Here is a 20,391-nt window from a genome sequence, read left to right on the forward strand (position 1 = left end):
TGGCTGAGTATCCGTTGCAGTGTCAATCGGTGCTGGTGGCTGAGTATCCGTTGCAGTGTCAATCGGTGCTGGTGGCTGAGTATCCGTTGCAGTGTCAATCGGTGCTGGTGGCTCAGTATCCGTTGCAGTGTCAATCGGTGCTGGTGGCTGAGTATCCGTTGCAGTGTCAATCGGTGCTACTGGTTTAGTCGGGACGACTGTACCTCCCGATGCCAAAGAGTCGCTGTCGCCTGTGGCACTTCCCTTATTTTCACTATCTTTAGGGTCACTCCCACCAGTACCCCTATCAATGGCCGGACTTCCGGCTACCAGGGGCGTGGCTGAAGCGCCGTTGATGTTTGCCAAAGTGCCTGCTAACCAGGGTGCCAGCGTAATAAATGCCGTCGCATTGTAATCGTTAAAGTTATCGGTTTGTTTGGGCGGCCACTGAAAATTGTCTCCTTCGTCGATTAATTCCTGGTTGGTGTGCAGCTGAATGCCAAACGGATTCCCGGAGGTGTTATTTAAAAAAGTCGTGTTTTGGACGCTGACAGGATAGCCATCGGCGACTGCGATACCTCCGCCAACCCAGCCGGCGTAATTGTTGGCAATCCTAGTGTTGGCAATATTTGTGGGGGCGTAAAGAGCCATTGCACCGCCGACATAGCCATAGCCATCAACAGCAGTAGTAGTAACCCGGTTGTTCGTAAAATCGCTGTCGGTAATCGTGGTAGGTGCCTCCATGACCCAAATGGCGCCACCTTGAGCGGCAGCTTTATTGCCCCTAAATGCGCTATGCGTGAGGGTAAATCCCTGGTTGCTGCTGTTGTTCATTTGCACCAAAGCGCCGCCAATTCCGTCGTTGCCGCCGGGAAGCGACAGAATTTCGTTGTTTTCAAAGAGGCTATATGCAACACTGACGCTGTCTCCAGGGGCGGTGTACAGGTAAGCTGCTCCCCCTTCGCCCCGCCCTTTGTTGTTTCTAAATACGCTTCCGCTAATGCTAATTCTGCCGGAAGACTCCTCAGTAGAACTGGATCTGTCTGTGTAAAGGGCGCCGCCGAAACCCCTTAAAAAAGAATTGCCGTTGGGATCATTTGGGTCGAAAGCGCCTGCGGTGGTGTCGTTGCCAATAAATTGCGAGTCCTCAATTGTTAGTTTGGCGTTTAGGCTATTAATTGCCCCGCCGTTAATTCCCCTGTTGTTGATGAATTCGCTGTTGCGCACGGTCAGCTCTTTAGGGCTGACAAAAGCAATAGCCCCAGCACCGCGTTCGTCGTTGGCTGCGGTGGCTCTATTTCCGGTGAACTTACTGTTGTCAACGGTCAGGCTGCTGTTCCAGCCGAGGAACATTGCACCGCCACCTCGATCGGCAACGTTGTTGGTAAACTGAACATTATCTACGGTCACCGCTACTTCGTCAGTTGTGTAGACCGCCCCACCGTACTGGTTCGTTTTGGCGTTGATAATATTGAGGTTTTTGAGCTCAAAACTGGTAGCAGTATCAACGTTGGCATTGACATAAAAGACGCGGGATGAGTTGTTACCGCTGATTCTTAAACCCGGTGCCGCGAAGCCGTCAATGGTGAGGTTTTTGCCAGCGGGAATATTGAGTTGACCGCTGGTGAGGGTAATGGTTTGGAGGGCTAAAAGTGGACTGAAGGTAATTGTATCGCCGGCACGAGCGCTGGCGATCGCAGCCCTTAATGAACCGGACCCGTTATCGCGATTGTTGGTTACTAAGACAATAGCTAAATTACCTTGGTAACTTGCCATAGCCTCGGGTGCCAAGGCTAAGGGAGATTCAATTTGACCCTTAACATATTCTAAATTCCAGTCGCCGTCGCGGCCTGTTAGGTTGGTGGATGCGGCAACGTCAGCCCCGGTTAATTGACTGAATCGATCGACGAAACGAGCACCTGTACCGGCGGCTACATGGCACCCGTAGAGCATCATGTCTGCTCCTGGGGCTAGTGAATTCGGCCACTTTTCCAACTGGCTTTTGTATTGCTCTATGTTATCTGAGTCCAGAGCGGTATTGCCGAGTTGTAGGCTGCCTGAATTGCCGTGAGAAATAATGTGAACCGAGTCGATCGCTCCGTTAGTAGAGGCGTAGTTTTCAATTTCAGAGGTGATTTGTTCGATGCCGTTTTTGGTGCGCTCGACTATTACTACCTGCTGTCCAGGCAGCACTCCCGCTGCAATTGACTCGTAATCTTCCACGGCCGAGTCAATGAAGACTAAGGAGCGCGGTGACCGTTTTTCTAAAGAAGATTGCGAGTTAACTTGAGCGAACGTAGAACTCATATTGGATACTCCATTAAGGACTGTACTGGTAGATATACCCGGCAGCCATCTCATCAGGCTTATGTGATTACATCTTAGCACCACATTTCGACCGACTGCCATCTTAAAATATATTTTAAAAAATTTATTTTTAGCCTGATTAACCTTTTAGTGGTGTTACCGAATCGGATTTTTTACCGCTACAGATGAGAAAAGACTGAAAAATTTATCGGGAATATTTAAATGAATTTAGCTTCTACCATCCGGATTGTTTCAGCCTTATTTGGCTAACTGTAGCCCTCATTTCAGACCTTAGGAAATGGTGTAGGTAAATTCCCCCTGAACAACCAATCTGAACTATATTTAGTGGTTTTCATTTGAGCGTGTAATTTTAGGTAGAGGGAAACGGTACTGCCCTTTTTAGTGTCAACAATCGCCTAAAACCCTTGATAAATTATGTGATTACATCTTAACACCCTATTTGCAGCTAGGGCCATACGTACCAAAACTTTATTTTAACTTTATTTTAACTTTATTTTTCTCCGGAGTAACCTGTTGGTGGTGTTACCGAATGGGATTTTTGCCGCTAATGCTGGGAAGAGACTGCAAAAATTATTGGGAATATTTAAATAAATCCCGCTTCTGCGATCCGGATTATTTCAGCCTTATGTGGCTAACTGTAGCAATCATTTCACGGCTTAGGAAAGGGTGTAGGTAAATTCCCCCTGAAGAACCAATCTGAACTATATTTAGTAGTAGTTTTCATTTGAGCGTGTAATTTTAGGTAGGGAAACGTTACTACCCGATCGCCTGTCAACAATCGCCTAAAACCCTTGATAAATACCGCTTTTACCTAAGTCTATATCCCCCTCGCATCGCCCTCAATCAGGGGAGTAGGGGTTGACGAAAGACCAGACTCTTGCCCCACCCCCTACTCCCCGGAGGCTACGCAGGCGCCCGAGGGATATAAGTTTAATAGTCAAACAGCAGTCTGTGACTGACTTAGAAGTTAAGTTGACACCAATGGGGACTACCCTGTCCTTACCTCTATTTCCTCCCAGGAAAAACTGAATTATATACATTTTGAATAATTAAATATGCTTTCAAGCTGCTAAATTTTCGATACAGTAAAATACTGATTCCAAGTGGGTTTTGTCGCATTTCCTAACAATCAAAACTGTCTCATATTAAGTGCCAGTTAATCGCTGGCCATCAACTTGTTTGTGCGCTGGCGCGGATACTCTGAGGACTGCCGTTGTCACTACCAACGTCATTAGAATTATTCAGCGGGAGTGGAGATGATTGCAGATTGAGGGGCGATCGAATCGTTGATTGCGATCGCCCCTGCGTTGCCTAATTACAATTGCATTCATACCAGTTCCCCTCCGGAGGCTCACACCCTCCATTGCATCACTCTCCTGATTGCCCAACACTCGATCGCGCCCGCCGCCGTTACCGAGTGTGGCGCTATCTCGATCGACATAACCCCAACCAAGTCCCCTTTTTTACTCAGGCAACTCATCCATTTTGGCAATTGCCTTTTGTATGGTTCGAGGTCATCTGAACAGAGGATAACAGAGCCCGCATTGCAGTTTGCCCGATCTAGCACCAGAAATTGTGCGAAATTTGTAAATTTTTCCAACCATAGAGGCACAGTTTTGAAGGGCCGAGGTAATTTTCTCGGTGCCGTCAGAGTTGGAATTGAGTAAAATTACTTCATCCCCAGCAAAAATTCCCGAAACAAAGTATTCCCCGTGATTAATGCTGGAGTCATTCAATACAAAGCTTTTGGGTGGGGGATTTCAGTATTCCGAAGCGGGATTGGTTTCCGTCATAGAAGTGAACATATTCTGTCCTCCAAAAGGCTGTTTAGTGGTAGATATACCCCTGGAGTCAGAGTGTCAGAAAATGCCAGCGAGCTGATTTTTTCTGCTCATTTTTCTTTAAGCTATCTATCAGTTTCCCCTATTTCTGCGGCACTGCTATCCGCGAGCTTACGGAATTTATATTCTGCGTGTTTTCCCCAACTACTGGCCGTGCCACAATTACCGATCCTCTATCCTCTCGCTGACACCACTTTAAAAACATAATCCAACTATAGCCCCGTGCTTCAAACCTCGATCTTCATCAGTCATGTCCCATTATAAAATCTAAAATCTAAAAGGGTATGACAGTGAGTTTATCTGCCGGAAAACTGCACCGCTCAAGATTCTGTAGCAGATGGCGGCTTCTGCCCTGCATTGCGCATATTAATAATCTTGTTGAGCGCCTCGAACCAAAAACCAGCTCCCATAGAAATAGCTACCCCGCTCAATATCCAACCAAACAATTTTTGGATGAAAGCCGGCCACAATAAATTCCCCTGCCTATCTCGTTCTAACCTGTTCGGTTCGTTCCATCCCAAAGGCAGAGCTACATTGTCCAAAGCTCGATCGACATCCTTTTGAACTTTTGTCAGACTGGCTAAATTATCTAATTTAGTCTTAGCATTTTTTTCCACCAACTGCTGAGCGTACAAATTAACAGTCGAGCGCAGCATCGAATCCTTCGACAACCGATTAATAATATTAATGGTATCAGCATTAGCAGCGACAGCGATCGCAGTGCCGAGCAAAATAGCAACCCCTTTGGCATTCCGCTTGTAAACGCCAGAAGCACGCTGCATCGATTGGTCAAACCACATTTCAATTTCTTTCTGAAACCGCTGCAACTGCTCTTGAGCATCTCCGCCGCCTTTTTCAGCGCGCTGCGCTAAAACATAAAGGCTGCGTTTCAAAGATTCTGGCATACTGTCCAAGGTTTCTTGAATTTGTTTGTAAATTCGACTGTCTTCTTTCATATCCATAATTTCTGCTACCGTATCCTGACTCTTTCTAATTGTATTTAACAGATTGCTCAAACTCGGTTGCAGTTGGCCTAGCAGCGCCTCCCGCTCAAATTCGCTGTCAAAACGAGCCTTAACAAATGCCATCTGCCTCTGAAATTCTCTCCCTCCCAGCTCGGTTTCTGGTAGATATACCTGAGAATCATTAATATAAAATCCTAGCTTTTCCGACATCCGCTCCAAGCTGTTGTTCAAACTTCCCAGCTCGTTTTTATAATCTTCAATAACTCGATCGAACTCCGCCGTCAGCCAGCCAAATTCTTGCTCGATAATCGGTTTAGTAGACTCCGGCAGATTCAGATTCTCTCCAATCATTTTAATTTGTGCCAACTGTAAATTTTTAAATCTCTCCAATCTGGCTTGAGAGATAGAGCTGAGCAAACTAGAAATCTTTAAAGTATCCAAAAGGCTAGCCGAAAAACACTCGGCTGGAATATAAGAAGGCCCAGTGGATTTATTGCCGAAAACATTTTTAGTACCCGTAACTCCGCGGTAAAAATCCCCCATGCGGTGCGTAACAGAGCGGAATCCCTCTGATAAAACCCCTTTCGCTCCCTGATTCAAATCCTTGATAATCGGATTGGCGTAAATCCCATGAGCTAAATGTCGGACTCGCTGAAATTGCACGGGCTCTTGCGATCCTTCGCTGCCGCCAGAAATCAGCACTTCGATCGACTTCTTTAAATGTTCCGCCCGCCACTGCAAAACAGTAGCAATCAGTTCCTGAATTTCCGAAGCTAGCAAGCTTAAAGTCAGGTAGATAAACACTAAGCCAATGATAATATCTATAATTACAGGCAAGTTCATGTATTTTCCTAGTCGCAAATAACTGCTTTCTAAGTTTACCTTCAGTTTGGAACCCTCAAAACTCTCTTAACTTATGTCAGAAATCTTTCCATTCCTGGGGCGCAAACCGAAAAATCGCTGGAATAACCGCTTTACAGACAAACTGTGGATGCTGGCTTTTCTGTTGGCAGCAGTGCTGATTTTCGGGCTGAATCTGGGTGGTGTGGCGTTGCGGGATTGGGATGAAGGCATTGCAGCGCAGGTAAGCCGCGAAATTTGGCGCGGCAACTTAAATTGGCTGTATCCGACGATCGACTCTATGCCTTATTTCAACAAACCGCCGCTGGTACACTGGCTAATCGGGCTGTGTTTTGCCGTCGGCGGCGTCAGCGAATTGACGGCGAGGTTGGTACCGGCGATGCTGACGGCGGCTTCAGTGCCCCTGCTTTACGCCATTGGCAGGGAGTTGTTTCCCAGACGGTCGATCGCCATTTTTTCTGCCTTCGTTTATCTGACGCTGTTACCGGTGGTGCGGCACGGACGTTTGGCGATGTTGGATGGGGCGGTTTTGTGTTTTTTGCTGGGGGCGATGTGGTGTTTGCTGCGATCGCGCCGGGACTTGCGCTACGCTTTGGGGGCGGGGATTGGGTTCGGGCTGATTTGCCTGACTAAGGGCGTGATGTTGGGGCTGCTGTTGGCTGCTGTTGGCTGTATTTTTTTGGTTTGGGATACCCCGCGACTCCTCACTTCGGGGTATCTTTGGGGCGGATTGGCGATCGGAACATTGCCAGTAGCTGCTTGGTATTTTGCCCAATGGCTGCACTACGGCCAATATTTCATCAACACTAATTTAGTTAACGAATCTTTCCGGCGCATTTCGGAACCTGTCAGCAGTCACAAAGGCCCGCCCTGGTATTATCTTTTAGAAATTTTTAAATTAGCTTGGCCGTGGCAGTTATTTTGGCTGCAAGGGCTGTTTTGGAGTTGGGAAAATCGCAATTTTCCCGGGCCAAAATTAGTATTGGTTTGGACGGGAGTATATCTGCTGGCTATTTCTGTGATGAATACTAAATTGCCTTGGTATGTTTTGCCAGTTTATCCAGCTTTTGCTGTGGCCGTTGGCAGCTATCTCGCTGAAGTTTGGGATCAACTGTGGCTGCCGCCAGAACCGGTCAAAGAGGAAGCAGAAGAACATTTTGATGCTATTTCTTTGTTGCCTCACCAGGCGATTTTCGCAATAGTGGCTGTAGTTGGTGTTGTCGGCTGCATTTACTTCAGTGGCTTAGTGCAAATTGGGAACTACATTGTGCCGATGCAGCGAGATTTGCAGTTAATGTTGATATTTATAGCTTTGACAATGACACTGGCGGCCGTGTTGCTGCACCGCAAAGACCGGCAGTTTATATTAGTTTTAATTTGGGGAACTTACCTGACGCTGTTGGTATTGGTCGCTTCAGATAACTGGGTTTGGGAACTGGCGGAGGATTATCCCGTTAAGCCGATCGCCGAAATTGTCCGCACAGGAACTCCGGCCGGTCAACAGGTGTTTACTTCTCACCGCTTGGGCCGTCCATCGCTGAATTTTTACAGTGAACGCCAAGTTATTGTCGCCGACGCGCCGACGCTCAAACAGAAATGGCAATCCGATCCTCCACCTTATTTTCTGTTAGAAAAACCAGTTTTAAAACATTTAGGTTTGCAGAATGCTGAGATTGTCAAAACAGCGGACGATTGGGTTTTGGTAACTCGAAAATAAGCGATCGTGTGTCTCCAAATTCTCGTAGGGGCGGGTTTCACCAACCATTTATGTCAGAAACCAACAATATAATCAACCCGCCCCCACCCAAGGACCAATCCGATCGAGTGTGCCCCAATTCTCGTAGGGGCGGGTTTCACCAACCATCTCTGTCAGAAACCAACAATTTCATCAACCCGCCCCCACCCAAGGACCAATCCGAATCTATATCATATATATTGTTTGCCTTCGATTAAAGTTTAGGTTAATCTAGATTATTAGTTGGGTGGGGGCGGGTTTATATGAATTGTTTGCCAGCATCAAATATTGTTTGTAAAACCAGCCCCTACAGGCTATCTCCGGGGCTGGTTTTACAGATAATCTATGGCTTAAACCAACAATTTCATCAACCCGCCCCCCGAACAAACAATCCAAATCTACATTTTTTAAAGGCTCTTCTACATTAGGTTAATCTAGATTATCGGCTGTGTGGGAGCGGGTCGATCTAGATTGTTTGCTGGGATTAAATATTATTCGTAAAACCAGCCCCGGAGAGTCATCTCCGAGGGGGTTTTACAAACCATCGATCTCAGAAACAATAGTCCCCACTGTTTTTTGTTTTTATATGGTCCTATTGCTTATTCTCGCTTGACTTTGAGGCACTGTAGATAATTAAATCAATGTCAGCTCCACCCTGACGCGGCATTTAATTCGACTTTATTTATGCTCCTTGCCCCGCGTAAGCTTGTAGTCTCGTTCCAAAAACAGTCCGGAGTATTGTTAGTTATCACTTGTCAATGATTCTGTGCTTGTTTCGCTGTACTGCATTTCTATTTTCAACGCCGTTTCGACTCTGTGATACTCGGCCTCAACCTGTTCAAAAAGCGCGCCGGCTGGAGCAGGTAAAGGCTTGTTCGCCTCTGTTCCGATGCGGCCCATGATTTCGAGTTCCTCGCACAGCTCAAACAAGCGAAAAGCACCGAGAGTACCGCTAATCGACTTCAAAGAGTGAGCCGATCGCCGCAAAGCCAGCGGATCGGCGTTGCCCAGGGCAATAGAGATGCCTCGCAGCAGTTCGGGAGCTGTTTCGAGGTAAATCTCGATCGCCTCGTCCAAAGCTTCCACTTCTCGCAGTCCCTCTATAATCTTGGCACTGAGGGAATCGCCATTCTGTGACAAACCTCGATCGAGATTGGATGCACCCATCTTGACGGCTGCGGGCGAATAGGGAATTGTCAGTTGTGGATTTCCCGCAACAGCCCCATTCGATGCCACTTCTAATTCACTCGTTCCTCCCATCTGTTCGGGCTGTGAGTTCAAACAAACAATCGGCTGCGGGAGCTCGAACTCCCCATTCGAGCGAGATTTACACGCCATCAAAGCTCGCACCAACTGCTCAATTGCGATCGGCTTGCTCAAATAATCGTCCATCCCCGCAGCTATACACTCTTCGCGATCGCCCTGCATCGCATTTGCCGTCATCGCCACAATCCAAGGCCTTGTGGATTTTCGATTTTCGATTTGGGATTTTCGATTGTTAGATTCCTTGTCAGTCAATTGGGGATTTTCGATTTGGGATTTTCGATTGTTAGATTCCTCGTCTGTCGATTTTCGATTTTCGATTTGGGATTTTCGATTGTTAGATTCCTCGTCTGTCGATTTTCGATTTTCGATTTGGGATTTTCGATTGTTAGATTCCTCGTCTGTTGCGGAAACTTCTGATTCTACCGTGGGATTTTCTTTCGATTTTCGATTTTGAGATTGCTCATCAGTTGTTGAAACTTCTGATTCGACCGGGGAATTTTCTAAGGTTAAATCTTCTGAAAATTGCGATCGGATGCGGCGAGTAGCTTCCAGTCCGTCCATTTCCGGCATTTGCACATCCATCAGCACTACATCGTAAGGCTGGCGGCGCAAAGCTTCGAGCACTTCGAGACCGTTTCCCGCCACATCCGCACGATACCCCATCCGCTGCAAAATTTGCAAAGCCACCTTCTGATTCACCAAATGATCGTCAGCCAACAGAATCCGCAGGGGTAGCTTCTCGGCCAGGAGGGGTATGCTTTGTAAGAAAGGCCCGCTGGTGCGCTGCCCCCTAAATTCCGTTGTCTCTTCCCCAAAAATATTGATTAAAACATTGTAAAGCTGAGATTGTTTGATCGGTTTATTCAAAAAAGCAGCAAAATCCGCCTCAATAGCTGCGGAGTTAATTTCTTGCATGCCGATCGAAGTTAGCATGACTAACGGCAACTTTTGGCAATCTGGATATCGGCGAATTTGCGCAGCTAAAGCCAACCCGTCCATTTCCGGCATTTGCATATCCAAAACTGCCAAGTCAAACACCTCTTTAGCAGAGAGCCAATCTAAAGCCAAACGAGCCGAAGCTGAAGCCCTAGGCACCATTCCCCAAGATTGAGCTTGGAGAGTCAAAATTTGGCGGTTGGTAGCATTGTCATCGACAATTAAGACTCGCTTGCCAGCTAATTCAGGTTGAGAATTGCTCAAGTTAGCTGGCAAGGAACTGTTGCAGCCAGAAACGATCGTGCTGAAATAAAAAGTAGAGCCAACGGATTTGGCATTTTGGCCGCTCGGCTTGTTGCTGAGTACAGATTTGCTAGAGCTATATTTTTCGGCAATTTCGCAAGATTCTCCCCATCCCAAATCAAAATCTGCCGATCTAAAATCTGCGGGAGGATTACCCGCCAGATTACCCATACTTTCCACCCACATCCTGCCGCCCATCATTTCGGCCAAACGCTTGCTAATTGCCAAACCCAATCCGGTACCGCCGTACTGCCGGCTCGTTGAAGAATCTACCTGGCTGAAAGATTTAAATAGCCGATCCATGCGATCGCTCGGAATGCCGATACCAGTATCTTTAACCGCAAATTGTATTTCGTATGTTTGGTTAATTGCTAGCGGTTCGCCATTAATTGCTGGCGGTTCTTTAGCGTTGGCCGCCGGCACTGAAATCTTTTTGGCAGTCACCGAAACCACCACTTCTCCAGCTTCAGTAAATTTCACAGCATTGCTGAGCAAGTTGATTAAAATTTGCCTCAAGCGAGTGCTATCCCCGATCGCCGTTGCTGGTACTGCACGATCGATCAAGTAACCGACTTCCAGTTTTTTTTGTGCCGCCTTGGCAGCTACCAAGTCTAGAGATTCCTCAATACAAGTGCGGATGTCAAAGGGATGTTCCTCCAAGTCCAATTTACCCGACTCAATTTTCGAGAAATCTAGAATATCGTTAATCAGCGTCAGCAAGGCATCGCCGCTGCTGCGGATAGTTTCTACAAAATCGCGCTGTTCCCGAGTTAAGCGGGTATCCAGGAGCAAACCGGTCATGCCGATGACTCCATTCATCGGAGTGCGAATTTCGTGGCTCATCGTGGCTAAAAATTCGCTTTTGGCTCTAGTAGCCGCCAGTGCTTGATCGCGAGCTTTTGCCAAATCTAAGTCTGTTTGCTGGCGTTCTAGTTCGCTTCCTACCCACTGAGCCATCAATTTCACCAACTCTCTGTCTACTACTCGGAACGGTTCTGTCGCAGGAGTCGGAGAAAAGAAGCACAGAGTGCCGTAAACTTCACCTGACACTGTGACGGCAATGCCCATGTAAGCTTCGATTTTGAAGGCTGGATCCTCCGTGTTGAAGGACAAACCCGAAAATCTCACCGACTCAAAGTGGATCGGTTCTTTTGCCATTGCCGTAGCCACGCAAAAGGTTTTTTCCAGATCGTAGATTTGTCCTTTGACGATCGACCCGTCGGGACACTCAACAGCCATTATTTTATAGTTGTCGCCTTGAATGCAGGACAAAATTCCCGCGGACAGGCCTAAATACCGGCATCCCATTGCCAGCAGTTCTTGGAGACGCAAATCAAAGGTAGAGAAGTGGTTGAGGGGGTCTGTACGGGGAGCCGAAGTCACTTGGTACAAAGCTTTAATTGCAGCTTCGCTTTCTCGCAGTTCTTGTTCTGTTTGCTTGCGCACGCTGATGTCGCGGGAAATGCCGATAATTTCTTGCACGGTGCCGGTTTGGGGATCGCGGATTGTGCGGCTGGTAGTTTCAAACCAAATGTATTGGCCATCTTTGTGGCGGATGCGGTAGCTGAGGGTGTAAGTAACTGGCAGCGCCAGGACTTTCGAGTGAGCGTTGGCGATGCTTTCTAAATCGTCGGGGTGAAAATAATCGTTGGGGACGCGGCCGATGAGTTCCGAAGGTTCGTATCCCAGCAAAGCGCGGCTCGCTGGCGAGACGTAAATAAACACGCCTTCGGGGTTGTGTCTGGTGATCATGTCGGTTGAGTTTTCTGCCATCAACCGATAGCGGTCTTCGGTTTCATCACGTTCGACTTGAGAATTGCTCAATGCTTCTAGCATTCGGTTGATGGTGTCGGCTAAGCTTGCGAGTTCATCTCCTCCGGCCATATGAACGCGCAAGTCTCGGTCACCGCTGTCTGCGATATTGCTGACAGCGGTGCTCAAGGAAGCCAATCTCGCCAAGACTAATTTTTCTAGCAACAGCAGGGTGATCGCGCTAAATATTAAACCTACTCCCAGTGTTGATAAGGTAAACAGATTCAAAGTAGCCTGACCTTGGCGGTAGATGATGCGCTCTGCGTCTACTCGCACCTGCAGGGCTAGGTTGCCGTGGATGTCGCGAATCAGGGCGTATCCTGCCACTAAGGTGTCGCTGAGCGGCTCCACTAAAATTTCTACTGATTTGAGGTTGGAAATTTTGAGTTTGATATTTTCCACATCCTGTTTAGATCGAACCATCGCCTTGTCGCCGGGCCCGGAGTAGTTCGCGGCTCCCACTTTAAAATCTAAACTCGGTAATGTAAAATCCACTGATAGGTGAGTCCGTTCTGAAAGTAAAGCGATTTCGCTGCTGTCGAGGTAGCGTCCCAGGAGCAGCGTCCCGCGCGCCGGACCTTCGGCGTTGCTGTTGAATATCGGCCTTGAAGCAATCAGCAGCGGGGCTTCTGGCAAGGTGAGGACGGCTGTTTTGGCGGCCCGGCCAGATCCTCCTAATGTCGAGGAGTCTAGCAGCGCGTCGGTCAACTGCTGTTTTAAGCTTTCGGGAATCGGGATTTCGGTTTGGGATTGCAGGTCGAAACCTTTGCTGAATATCGTGTTACCGCTGGAGTCCAGCAGCACTAATAAGTTTAGTCTCAAGTAAACAAATGTCGCATCGACGAAATTTGACTTGACAAAGTTTTCGTCCCGTGTATTGACGAAAGAATAAGTATCGTCCCACTCGGCGTAATCTTGGGCGCTGGTGTTTAAACTCGACAAGTCCTCATTTAATGCGTCCAAAGCCCGCGCCACATCCTGGCGGACGTACTGTGCCTCCAGGTTGTGAAAATCGTGCAGCAAAATGGTTGATGCAGTCGCATAGAGAACCATAATCAGGCTGATCAGCGCTGCACCGATAATTAATAGTGTTTTTTTTCGGAGTTGCATGGCGTCGCCCTCCTCACGGTGCTATTAGGCAACTAGCCCGGAGAGGTTTGAGACGTAGGTTGTTTAGCATTGGCGATCGCAGGGCCTGCGTGTTTTGACTGTTCTGGGCTGACGAAAGCAAAGCCCTTGGTATTTCCAAGGTATTCGGTATTTTGCCCCCTACAGTCAGTGTAGTATTTTCACGGCTTTAGTTTCTTATTATGCACAACCTATGGCCTACAAGTTATGACCTGAGGATCGACCTTTTCCAAAGAAACGGGCGATCGAACTCAAAACCGTGCGCGTTTGATACTGACGCTGCGAGGGCGGCGGCTGCTTGGGGGAACAGGTGTGCTGGGTTGAGAGCCCTACCTATTACTATAGCTAAAAAATATTTAGTAGACAGCGGACTGGCGCGTCGAGTTTGGCGCCCCAAAAGGTTCTCATTCCAGGAGCATTTTTGATTTTTGTCGTTCTATAGCAATCCTTGCAATAATTGTGGAAGGGGTCAATCGATTTGAGATTTGAGATTTGAGATTTTAGATTGACTTGCGCGAGATAAATGCTCTTTCTTGAGGATTTTCGAAAATCGATTTGGGATTGATTCCACGGATAAATCACGTGGCGGGTACACCTTTGAAATTCGCTTGTCGAAAAGCCAATTTATATCAATTCCGGTTGCACCAGAATTATTGTTGACTGTTGACTGTTGACTGTTAACGGGCGGGTCGAAAAACTGAATGATAGTTGAGTATTGACTGTTGATTCGATTTTACGCCCGACGATGCTAGCTCCGTTGATATTAGCGTCGAAGCCTGAACCAGGTTGATAACTGACAAAAAATTGCTAATTCAGAGGCAATTAATATTCGCCGACTTGGACTTTACATCTGGAAAAAAAATATAAAATCAAAAAATGATGCTTTTCACTTTTATATTTTGAAGCAATCAAAACTGCTAATTAAGATGTATAAATTCACAGTTGGTAATATCCTCAATAAACCCCTAGGAGAGGGTTTACCAATAACCTTAAACAGTACCAAAAAATTAAATAAACCCGTTCCCAATCCCGAGAAAATCCTTTACTAACATTAGTGCCCGATCGAGCGTATAAACTCAGATCGGGCACTATCTGCAATCCGATCGCAACTTGAGTCTTTTTTATCGCATGACGGCTAAAGCACCGGCGCCTGCTGCGGCTGCTGCCGAGGAGAGAGCGGTGAAAAACAGCCACCAAGAAGCAACTTCTGCTGCTTTCCGGGTTTCTTCAGCTTGTTTTTCGGCTTGCATTTTGATGCTTTCGAGGCGAAGCTGCGCCTCTTGCTGCAAGCGTTCTGCTCTTTGCAAGACGCTGTTGCGGCTTCTTTCAATTTGGTCGATCAAGCGGTTGGCATCTGCTTCGGAAATGTCCTCGCGAGAACTGATTAGTGCTACTAAAGTATCGCGGTTGAAATGACCCAGCCGATCGCGCAAAGCGTCAAATCCGGCTTGCGGGTCGTCAAATAACTTCCGCACGTCCCGCGTAATGCCTTCGTAGTTTAGTTCAGGGCGATCGAGGGAATTGAGGTAATCCCGAATTTGTCCGAGAATCCCGTCAATTACCGACTGAATACGCTCCTGTATTTTCTGAATTTGCAGTGCGAACTCGTCGCGCACCGACAAAACCCCATCGACAATACGATTGGCTTCTGCTTCAGAAATATCCGGCCGCTGAGACAGCAGAGAAACAACTGTAGCTCGATCGATGTGTGACAGGCGCTCGCCCAAACTGTAAGCGCCGACTTTCGGATCGTGTAGCAGCAGTTGCAAGTCGCGCTTGATGGCTTCGGGATTTAATTCATCCTTGCCCGTATTGCGCAAATAATCTTCTAAAACAGCCTGAAAATCCTGCACTTGGGTTTGCACCCGCTTTGCCAAACGGCGCGGCGCTTTCACAATCGAGCCAAGAGTATCCTGCACTTGGTCGATAATTTGATTGACTTGTTCCTCGCTCAAATCTTGTCTCTGAGAAAGCAGTTTTACCAAAGTATCGCGATCGACTTGAGACAGGCGGCCGCGCAGCGCTAAAGCTCCTTCTTTGGGATTTTCCAGAAGTTTTGTCAAATCCCGCTTAATCCCTTCAGGATTGAGTTCTGATTTGCCAGTATTGCGCAGGTAATCTGCAAGGGCGGTGGTGGTTTGGTCGTACTGATCCTTAGCTTTTTCGGCCAACTTTTGCGGTGCCTGCAGGGCGCTGTGCCAATTTTCTTCGGCGCTGTCGATGAGCTGATTTACTTGGTCTTCGCTGAGGTCTTTCCGCTGAGATAGCAATTTTACCAAAGTATCGCGATCGAACTTAGAAGCTCTAGCTCTCAGCGCCCACATTCCCGCTTCCGGGTTGTCCAGCAGCGTTTTCAAATCGCGCTTGATGCCTTCGGGATTGAGTTCTTCTTTGCCCGTAGACTTCAAGTATTCTTGTACTCTTTGCCACTGATTGTCTAGTCGGGCTTGCGCTGCTTCTTGCAGACCTTGAGCATCTGCTAAAACTACATCCCGCGTCCTTTCCAACTCTTGAGCAATCTGTTCTACTTCCTGAAATCCGAAGTTGTCGCGGCCTCTGAGAATTTGCACGAAACTGTCGTGGGTGTAAGGAGCAAGCCGATCGCGCAACTGTTCGTAACTAGCATCGGAATCCTCTAAGATTTTTTTGAAATCGCTCCCAATACCTGCTGCTGTCAGTTCCTCTTTCGCCGTCAGCTTCAAATAAGTTTCCACCCGCCACTGCAAATCCCGAGCTTTTTCTTGCTCCTCGGCAAAGCTCACGGTTTGTAAAACTCGCTGTCTAATTGCTTCTAATTCCTGGGAAATTTCTTTAATTTTGTCTTGGGTAAAAACGCCTCGACTGGCCAGGATTTCCTCAAAATGCGACTGTTTTAGTTTTTCTAATTCGCGGCGCACAGTTCCCGGATCGGCCGTAGGATCGTAGAGCACGTCACGAAATTCGCGCTCGATCGCTTGCGGGTTCATCTGCCACGAATAAGTATTGAGCAAGTAGTTTTCTACATCGGCGCGAATTGGGCTGTAAGTTTGGGGTTCGCCTTTTACTTGAGCAGTAATTTTATCAGTTTGCACGCTAACTTTGTCTTTAGCTGCTTTGAGTTGACCGACTACTTTTTCCACATCCAAGTCGGAAATATCCGTGCGACCCAATACTATTCCCATTAAAGCATTGACTGCCATTGTCGTTGCCTGGGACATCATGGTCGGGCTTTGTCCGGAATTTTGACCGCTCAGATTACTGAGGACTTTTTCTACCCTACTTGTTAGTGTATCTGAGACCAAATCTCCGGGTTTGGCAGATTTGAGATAGTCTACTAATTGGGCGATGCCGTCTGATTGCTGCCCTTGTTTTCCTACTTGTTTCCAAACATCTTGAAGTTGGTCTACAATGCGGTTTACGTCGCGTTTTGATAAATCCGATCGCGAACTTACTAAATCTACGAGAGTTTGCCGATCGAGATTCGGCAAATTTTCGCCAGCAATTGCTTTGAGTTGGGGATCGTTGAGCAATTTTTCAAATTCGCTGCGCATCCCTTTGATGTCTAATTCCGGCGGTTTGAGACTTTGGATGTAATCTTCGACATTTTCGCGCAAGCTTGTAGGGTCGATCGCGCTACCGAGTTCGTGGCCCACTGCTGCTGCTGCTGCTTTAGCTGTGGCAACGACTTGGTTGCTGGCTGCTTTTGCGCCGATGGCCGAGGCTGCGGTACCCACAATCGCTTGAAAGCCTGATGTCGCGGTGTTAACGACGGAACCGATCAGAGAACCGACGGTGGTAGAGCTCACCCAGACGAGCATTGAGAAATAGGTTGCCCACACGACTAAACCGACGATCGCACCTAAACCCGGACTGCTAATCAAGCTGAGCTTAACTGCCAGCAAGCAAGCAAAGAAGAGGGCGATGGTGACAGTGATTAGCGTCCAAGTACCTACCTTTCGGCCGATGTGGCGGACTGGCGAGCTGTCCCTACCCGACTGGTGGTCACCGTCCTCATGGGATTGTCCCATATAGGAAAGGCCTGCAGCTACCGATAAATTTGTTAGCAAGAGTTGGAAAGCGCAGGCGAGCACGACTCCAGCTATCAAGGCGATAAAAAATTGTGGCCCGGAATAGAGGAGTGCTGCGTCTTCTACTCTATTTGTAGTAGTCTCCTGTACTTGCACTTGGGCCAGCCAGAACCCCATGTTATACAGTTGTGGATTTATTGGCAAATTTTGATACATAGTATATTCCTCGTTAAGGGGTGGGTGCGCGCGATCTTTGGCGCGAGTTAACCAATGTATAGTTTTAGACTCATGCCCCCAATGGCAAGCATCGCCTTATTGACGAGCTAAAGCATCCCCCTACAGTTGGAATTGTAAATATATGTCTGCGGCAGGCTGTCACTTTAGGGATATTTATGCTATGTAACGAAAGCAGTTGTTAAGTTATTAATTCTTAATTATGACTAAAATGCGCTGCGGCGCACCCTATATTGATAGTAGTAAGGGTAAGTCTGATTAAAATAATCGCAGAGAAAAATCTTTGGTAGAGCGATATAAAGAGTCTGTACAGAAGCGCGACAAATTGTTTACAATTCATCTACCAATCCCATAGCACATGAGCCTTCAAGGAATTCGATCGTGCAGCGAGAAAGTCATGCAATTATTATTGGCGGCAGTTTAGCAGGACTGTTGGCTTCTAGAGTATTAGCAAAACACTTCGATCGAGTAAGTATTGTTGAAGGGGATTTTTTACCAGAAAAACCCGCACCTCGCCCCGGTATTCCTCAATCCCGTCACCTTCACATCCTTTTAAATCGGGGAAAAATCATCCTAGAAGAGTTTTTTCCCGGCTTGGAAAAGGAACTGGTAGCAGCAGGTGCTCCTAGTTTAGATCCGAGGTCGATCGGGTGGTTTAGTCCGGCGGGTTGGGCCCCGCAATTTACCCCGGATCTCAATGATTTAATTCTCTTCAGTCGGGATTTACTTGATTGGCACATTCGCCGCCGCTTGGCTGAAAATACAAACGTGCATTTTCGCGAAGGAGGCACAGTAACGGGGTTGCTGACGAATGCCTCGGGCGCGGAGGTTGCTGGCGTGTCGGTGCGTTTTTGCGATCGCCACAACCGGGCTAACACTCATACAGAGAATTTGAATGCAGATTTGGTAGTCGATGCTAGTGGCCAAGTTTCCAAAACACCTCAATGGTTGAAAAGTTTGGGCTATGAACCTCCGCAAGAAACCGCTATCAATGCTTTTGTCGGCTATGCCAGCCGCATCTATAAATGCAGCGGTAAATTGTCAGACACAGCCCCAGTATTTGTGTCACTAGGACCGCCATTGCGCACCCGCGGCGGTGCAATTTTTCCGATCGAAGGCAATCGCTGGCTGGTGAGTCTCAACGGGGGCGATCGCGATTATCCCCCAGCAGACGAAGCAGGCTTTCTAGAATTTGTCCGCACTCTGCCAACCCCGACAATTTATGATGCAATTAAAGACGCAGAAGCAATAACACCTATTTATAGTTATCGAGGTACAGAAAATCGTTTGCGTCACTACGAGCGCCTGCCTCGTTATCCTGAAAACTTAATAATTATCGGTCATGCAGTTTGCACTTTTAACCCGATATACGGCCACGGAATGACGGTTGCTGCACTGGATGCTCAAATGCTAGATGAATGCCTGCAAAAGCAAAGAGAGCGGTATTCCGAAGGCAATTTAAAAGGTTTTTCTCGACAATTTCAACAAAAATTAGCGAAATTACATACAATTCCTTGGACATTTGCCATCAGTCAAGATTCCCGCTATCCGGGAAGTGAAGGTGCAAAACTAAACCTCGCTACGCGGCTGACAATTGATTACATGAATTTGGTATTAAAAGTGCTGGTCTCAGATCCTAAAGTTTGTCAAGCATTTGTGGGAGTTGCGCACATGATTGAGTCGCCGGCTGTACTTTTTCATCCCAGTATTGCGGTTAAGGCGATCGGGCAATTAGTCAGCGGCGGGCAGAAAGTAGCAGAAGGCAGAATTAATAGACAGACTTGAGACGGAATGAGCTTATTTTTGCCTCTTCTATTTTTTCAGCATCAAGAGAGATAAACGCAGATGAAATCATATTCATCTGCGTTATTTTAGGTTCAGAATATTCGGAAATTGCTAACACCAATGGAGGTGGCGTTGACTCCAGTTAACGAAGCAAACACTTCTCCACTTCCCTTTAATTTAATCAGCGCACTGTTATTGTTCTGACTAATTTCTAACTCGTCAAAACTCAGACCTCCCGACAATCCGATGATATCCTGACCTTTGACAAAATCAGAGACAGTATCAAATCCTCGATCGAATCCGATGACAAAAGTGTCATTACCCAAACCGCCAATTAAGCTGTCGTTGCCTAAACCTCCAAACAAAATATCATTACCTTCGCAACCGAGAAGCGTATCGTTACCTAGGTCTCCATAAATCAAATCGTTGCCCAAGCTGCCGTCAATTAAATCATTGCCTTGACCGCCATAAGCTAGGTCGTTTCCTGCACCGCCCCAGAAAGTATCGTCCCCAAGTTGCCCGTAGAGACTATCATTGCCTTCGCTGCCGAGAATTACATCGTCTCCTTTACCGCCGAATAAGGAATCGTTTCCTTTGCCACCGTCGATGAAGTCATTGCCTTCATTGCCAAAGATTAAGTCATCATCTTCTTTGCCGTTAATTGAATCACTGCCCTGATTTCCGAAGATAACATCTTCACCAAAACCGCCAAGAAGGATGTCGTTTTCTTTCCCGCCAAACAGGATATCGTCTCCTTTGTTGCCGTCAATAAAGTCATTGCCTTTATTACCGTTGAAGATATCCTTTAATTCGCCACCAATCAGGTTGTCGTTGCCTTCTTTCGCATTGAAGATATTGGTAGTGTTGCTGCCAAAATAAGCATCGTTGCTGGGAGTAGCAATTAGCAGAACACCACCATTGATAATGTTATCAATTTGTTGGTTGGGTTGGTTGAGATTGGGATACTCAATTTTGTCGCAAATGCAGTCTGCATCGGGAAGGTTAACAGGCGTTGGAGTTGGTATTGGTTCCGGAGTTGGGGTTGGTACCGGTTCCGGAGTTGGGGTTGGTACCGGTTCCGGAGTTGGGGTTGGTATTGGTTCCGGAGTTGGGGTTGGTACCGGTTCCGGAGTTGGGGTTGGTATTGGTTCCGGAGTTGGGGTTGGTATTGGTTTCGGAGTTGGGGTTGGTATTGGTTTCGGAGTTGGGGT

At 47.3% G+C, this 20,391-nt stretch carries 8 protein-coding genes; 3 read left to right on the top strand and 5 right to left on the bottom strand.

The features are described 5' to 3' along the window. Positions 1–2,286 (bottom strand): DUF4347 domain-containing protein (locus QUB56_RS21885; protein WP_332958069.1); only part of this gene is annotated, 2,286 nt, incomplete at its 3' end. A gap of 1,384 nt (positions 2,287–3,670) precedes the next feature. On the opposite strand from QUB56_RS21885, the gene QUB56_RS21890 reads away from it, so the two are divergent. Beyond that, positions 3,671–3,829, top strand: a complete 159-nt coding sequence (locus QUB56_RS21890) for a hypothetical protein (RefSeq protein WP_332958071.1) — start codon at positions 3,671–3,673, stop codon at positions 3,827–3,829. Positions 3,830–4,468: 639 nt separating this feature from the next. Here QUB56_RS21890 and QUB56_RS21895 read toward each other — a convergent pair. Then, positions 4,469–5,956 carry a hypothetical protein gene (locus QUB56_RS21895; RefSeq protein WP_332958073.1) on the bottom strand — a complete coding sequence of 496 codons (1,488 nt, stop codon included), beginning with the start codon at positions 5,954–5,956 and terminating at the stop codon, positions 4,469–4,471. A gap of 73 nt (positions 5,957–6,029) precedes the next feature. Between QUB56_RS21895 and QUB56_RS21900 the strand changes: the two genes are divergently transcribed. Beyond that, positions 6,030–7,691, top strand: coding sequence for a glycosyltransferase family 39 protein (locus QUB56_RS21900; RefSeq protein WP_332958074.1), 1,662 nt, complete (start codon positions 6,030–6,032; stop codon positions 7,689–7,691). 759 nt (positions 7,692–8,450) lie between these two features. Here QUB56_RS21900 and QUB56_RS21905 read toward each other — a convergent pair. Beyond that, positions 8,451–13,136, bottom strand: a complete 4,686-nt coding sequence (locus tag QUB56_RS21905) for a response regulator (protein ID WP_332958075.1) — start codon at positions 13,134–13,136, stop codon at positions 8,451–8,453. A gap of 1,139 nt (positions 13,137–14,275) precedes the next feature. Continuing rightward, the gene (locus QUB56_RS21910) at positions 14,276–17,377 is read right to left on the bottom strand and encodes an MFS transporter (protein ID WP_332958077.1); all 3,102 of its coding nucleotides are present in this window, start codon (positions 17,375–17,377) and stop codon (positions 14,276–14,278) included. A 399-nt stretch (positions 17,378–17,776) separates the two neighbouring features. On the opposite strand from QUB56_RS21910, the gene QUB56_RS21915 reads away from it, so the two are divergent. After that, positions 17,777–19,180, top strand: a complete 1,404-nt coding sequence (locus QUB56_RS21915; protein WP_332958079.1) for a 2-polyprenyl-6-methoxyphenol hydroxylase-like oxidoreductase — start codon at positions 17,777–17,779, stop codon at positions 19,178–19,180. 92 nt (positions 19,181–19,272) lie between these two features. Here the strand turns inward: QUB56_RS21915 and QUB56_RS21920 are convergent. Beyond that, positions 19,273–20,391, bottom strand: a 1,119-nt coding sequence (locus QUB56_RS21920; protein ID WP_332958080.1) for a calcium-binding protein, incomplete at its 5' end; no start/stop codon positions are given.

The sequence above is a fragment of the Microcoleus sp. AR_TQ3_B6 genome, from assembly GCF_036702785.1.
Classification (GTDB): Bacteria; Cyanobacteriota; Cyanobacteriia; order Cyanobacteriales; family Microcoleaceae; genus Microcoleus.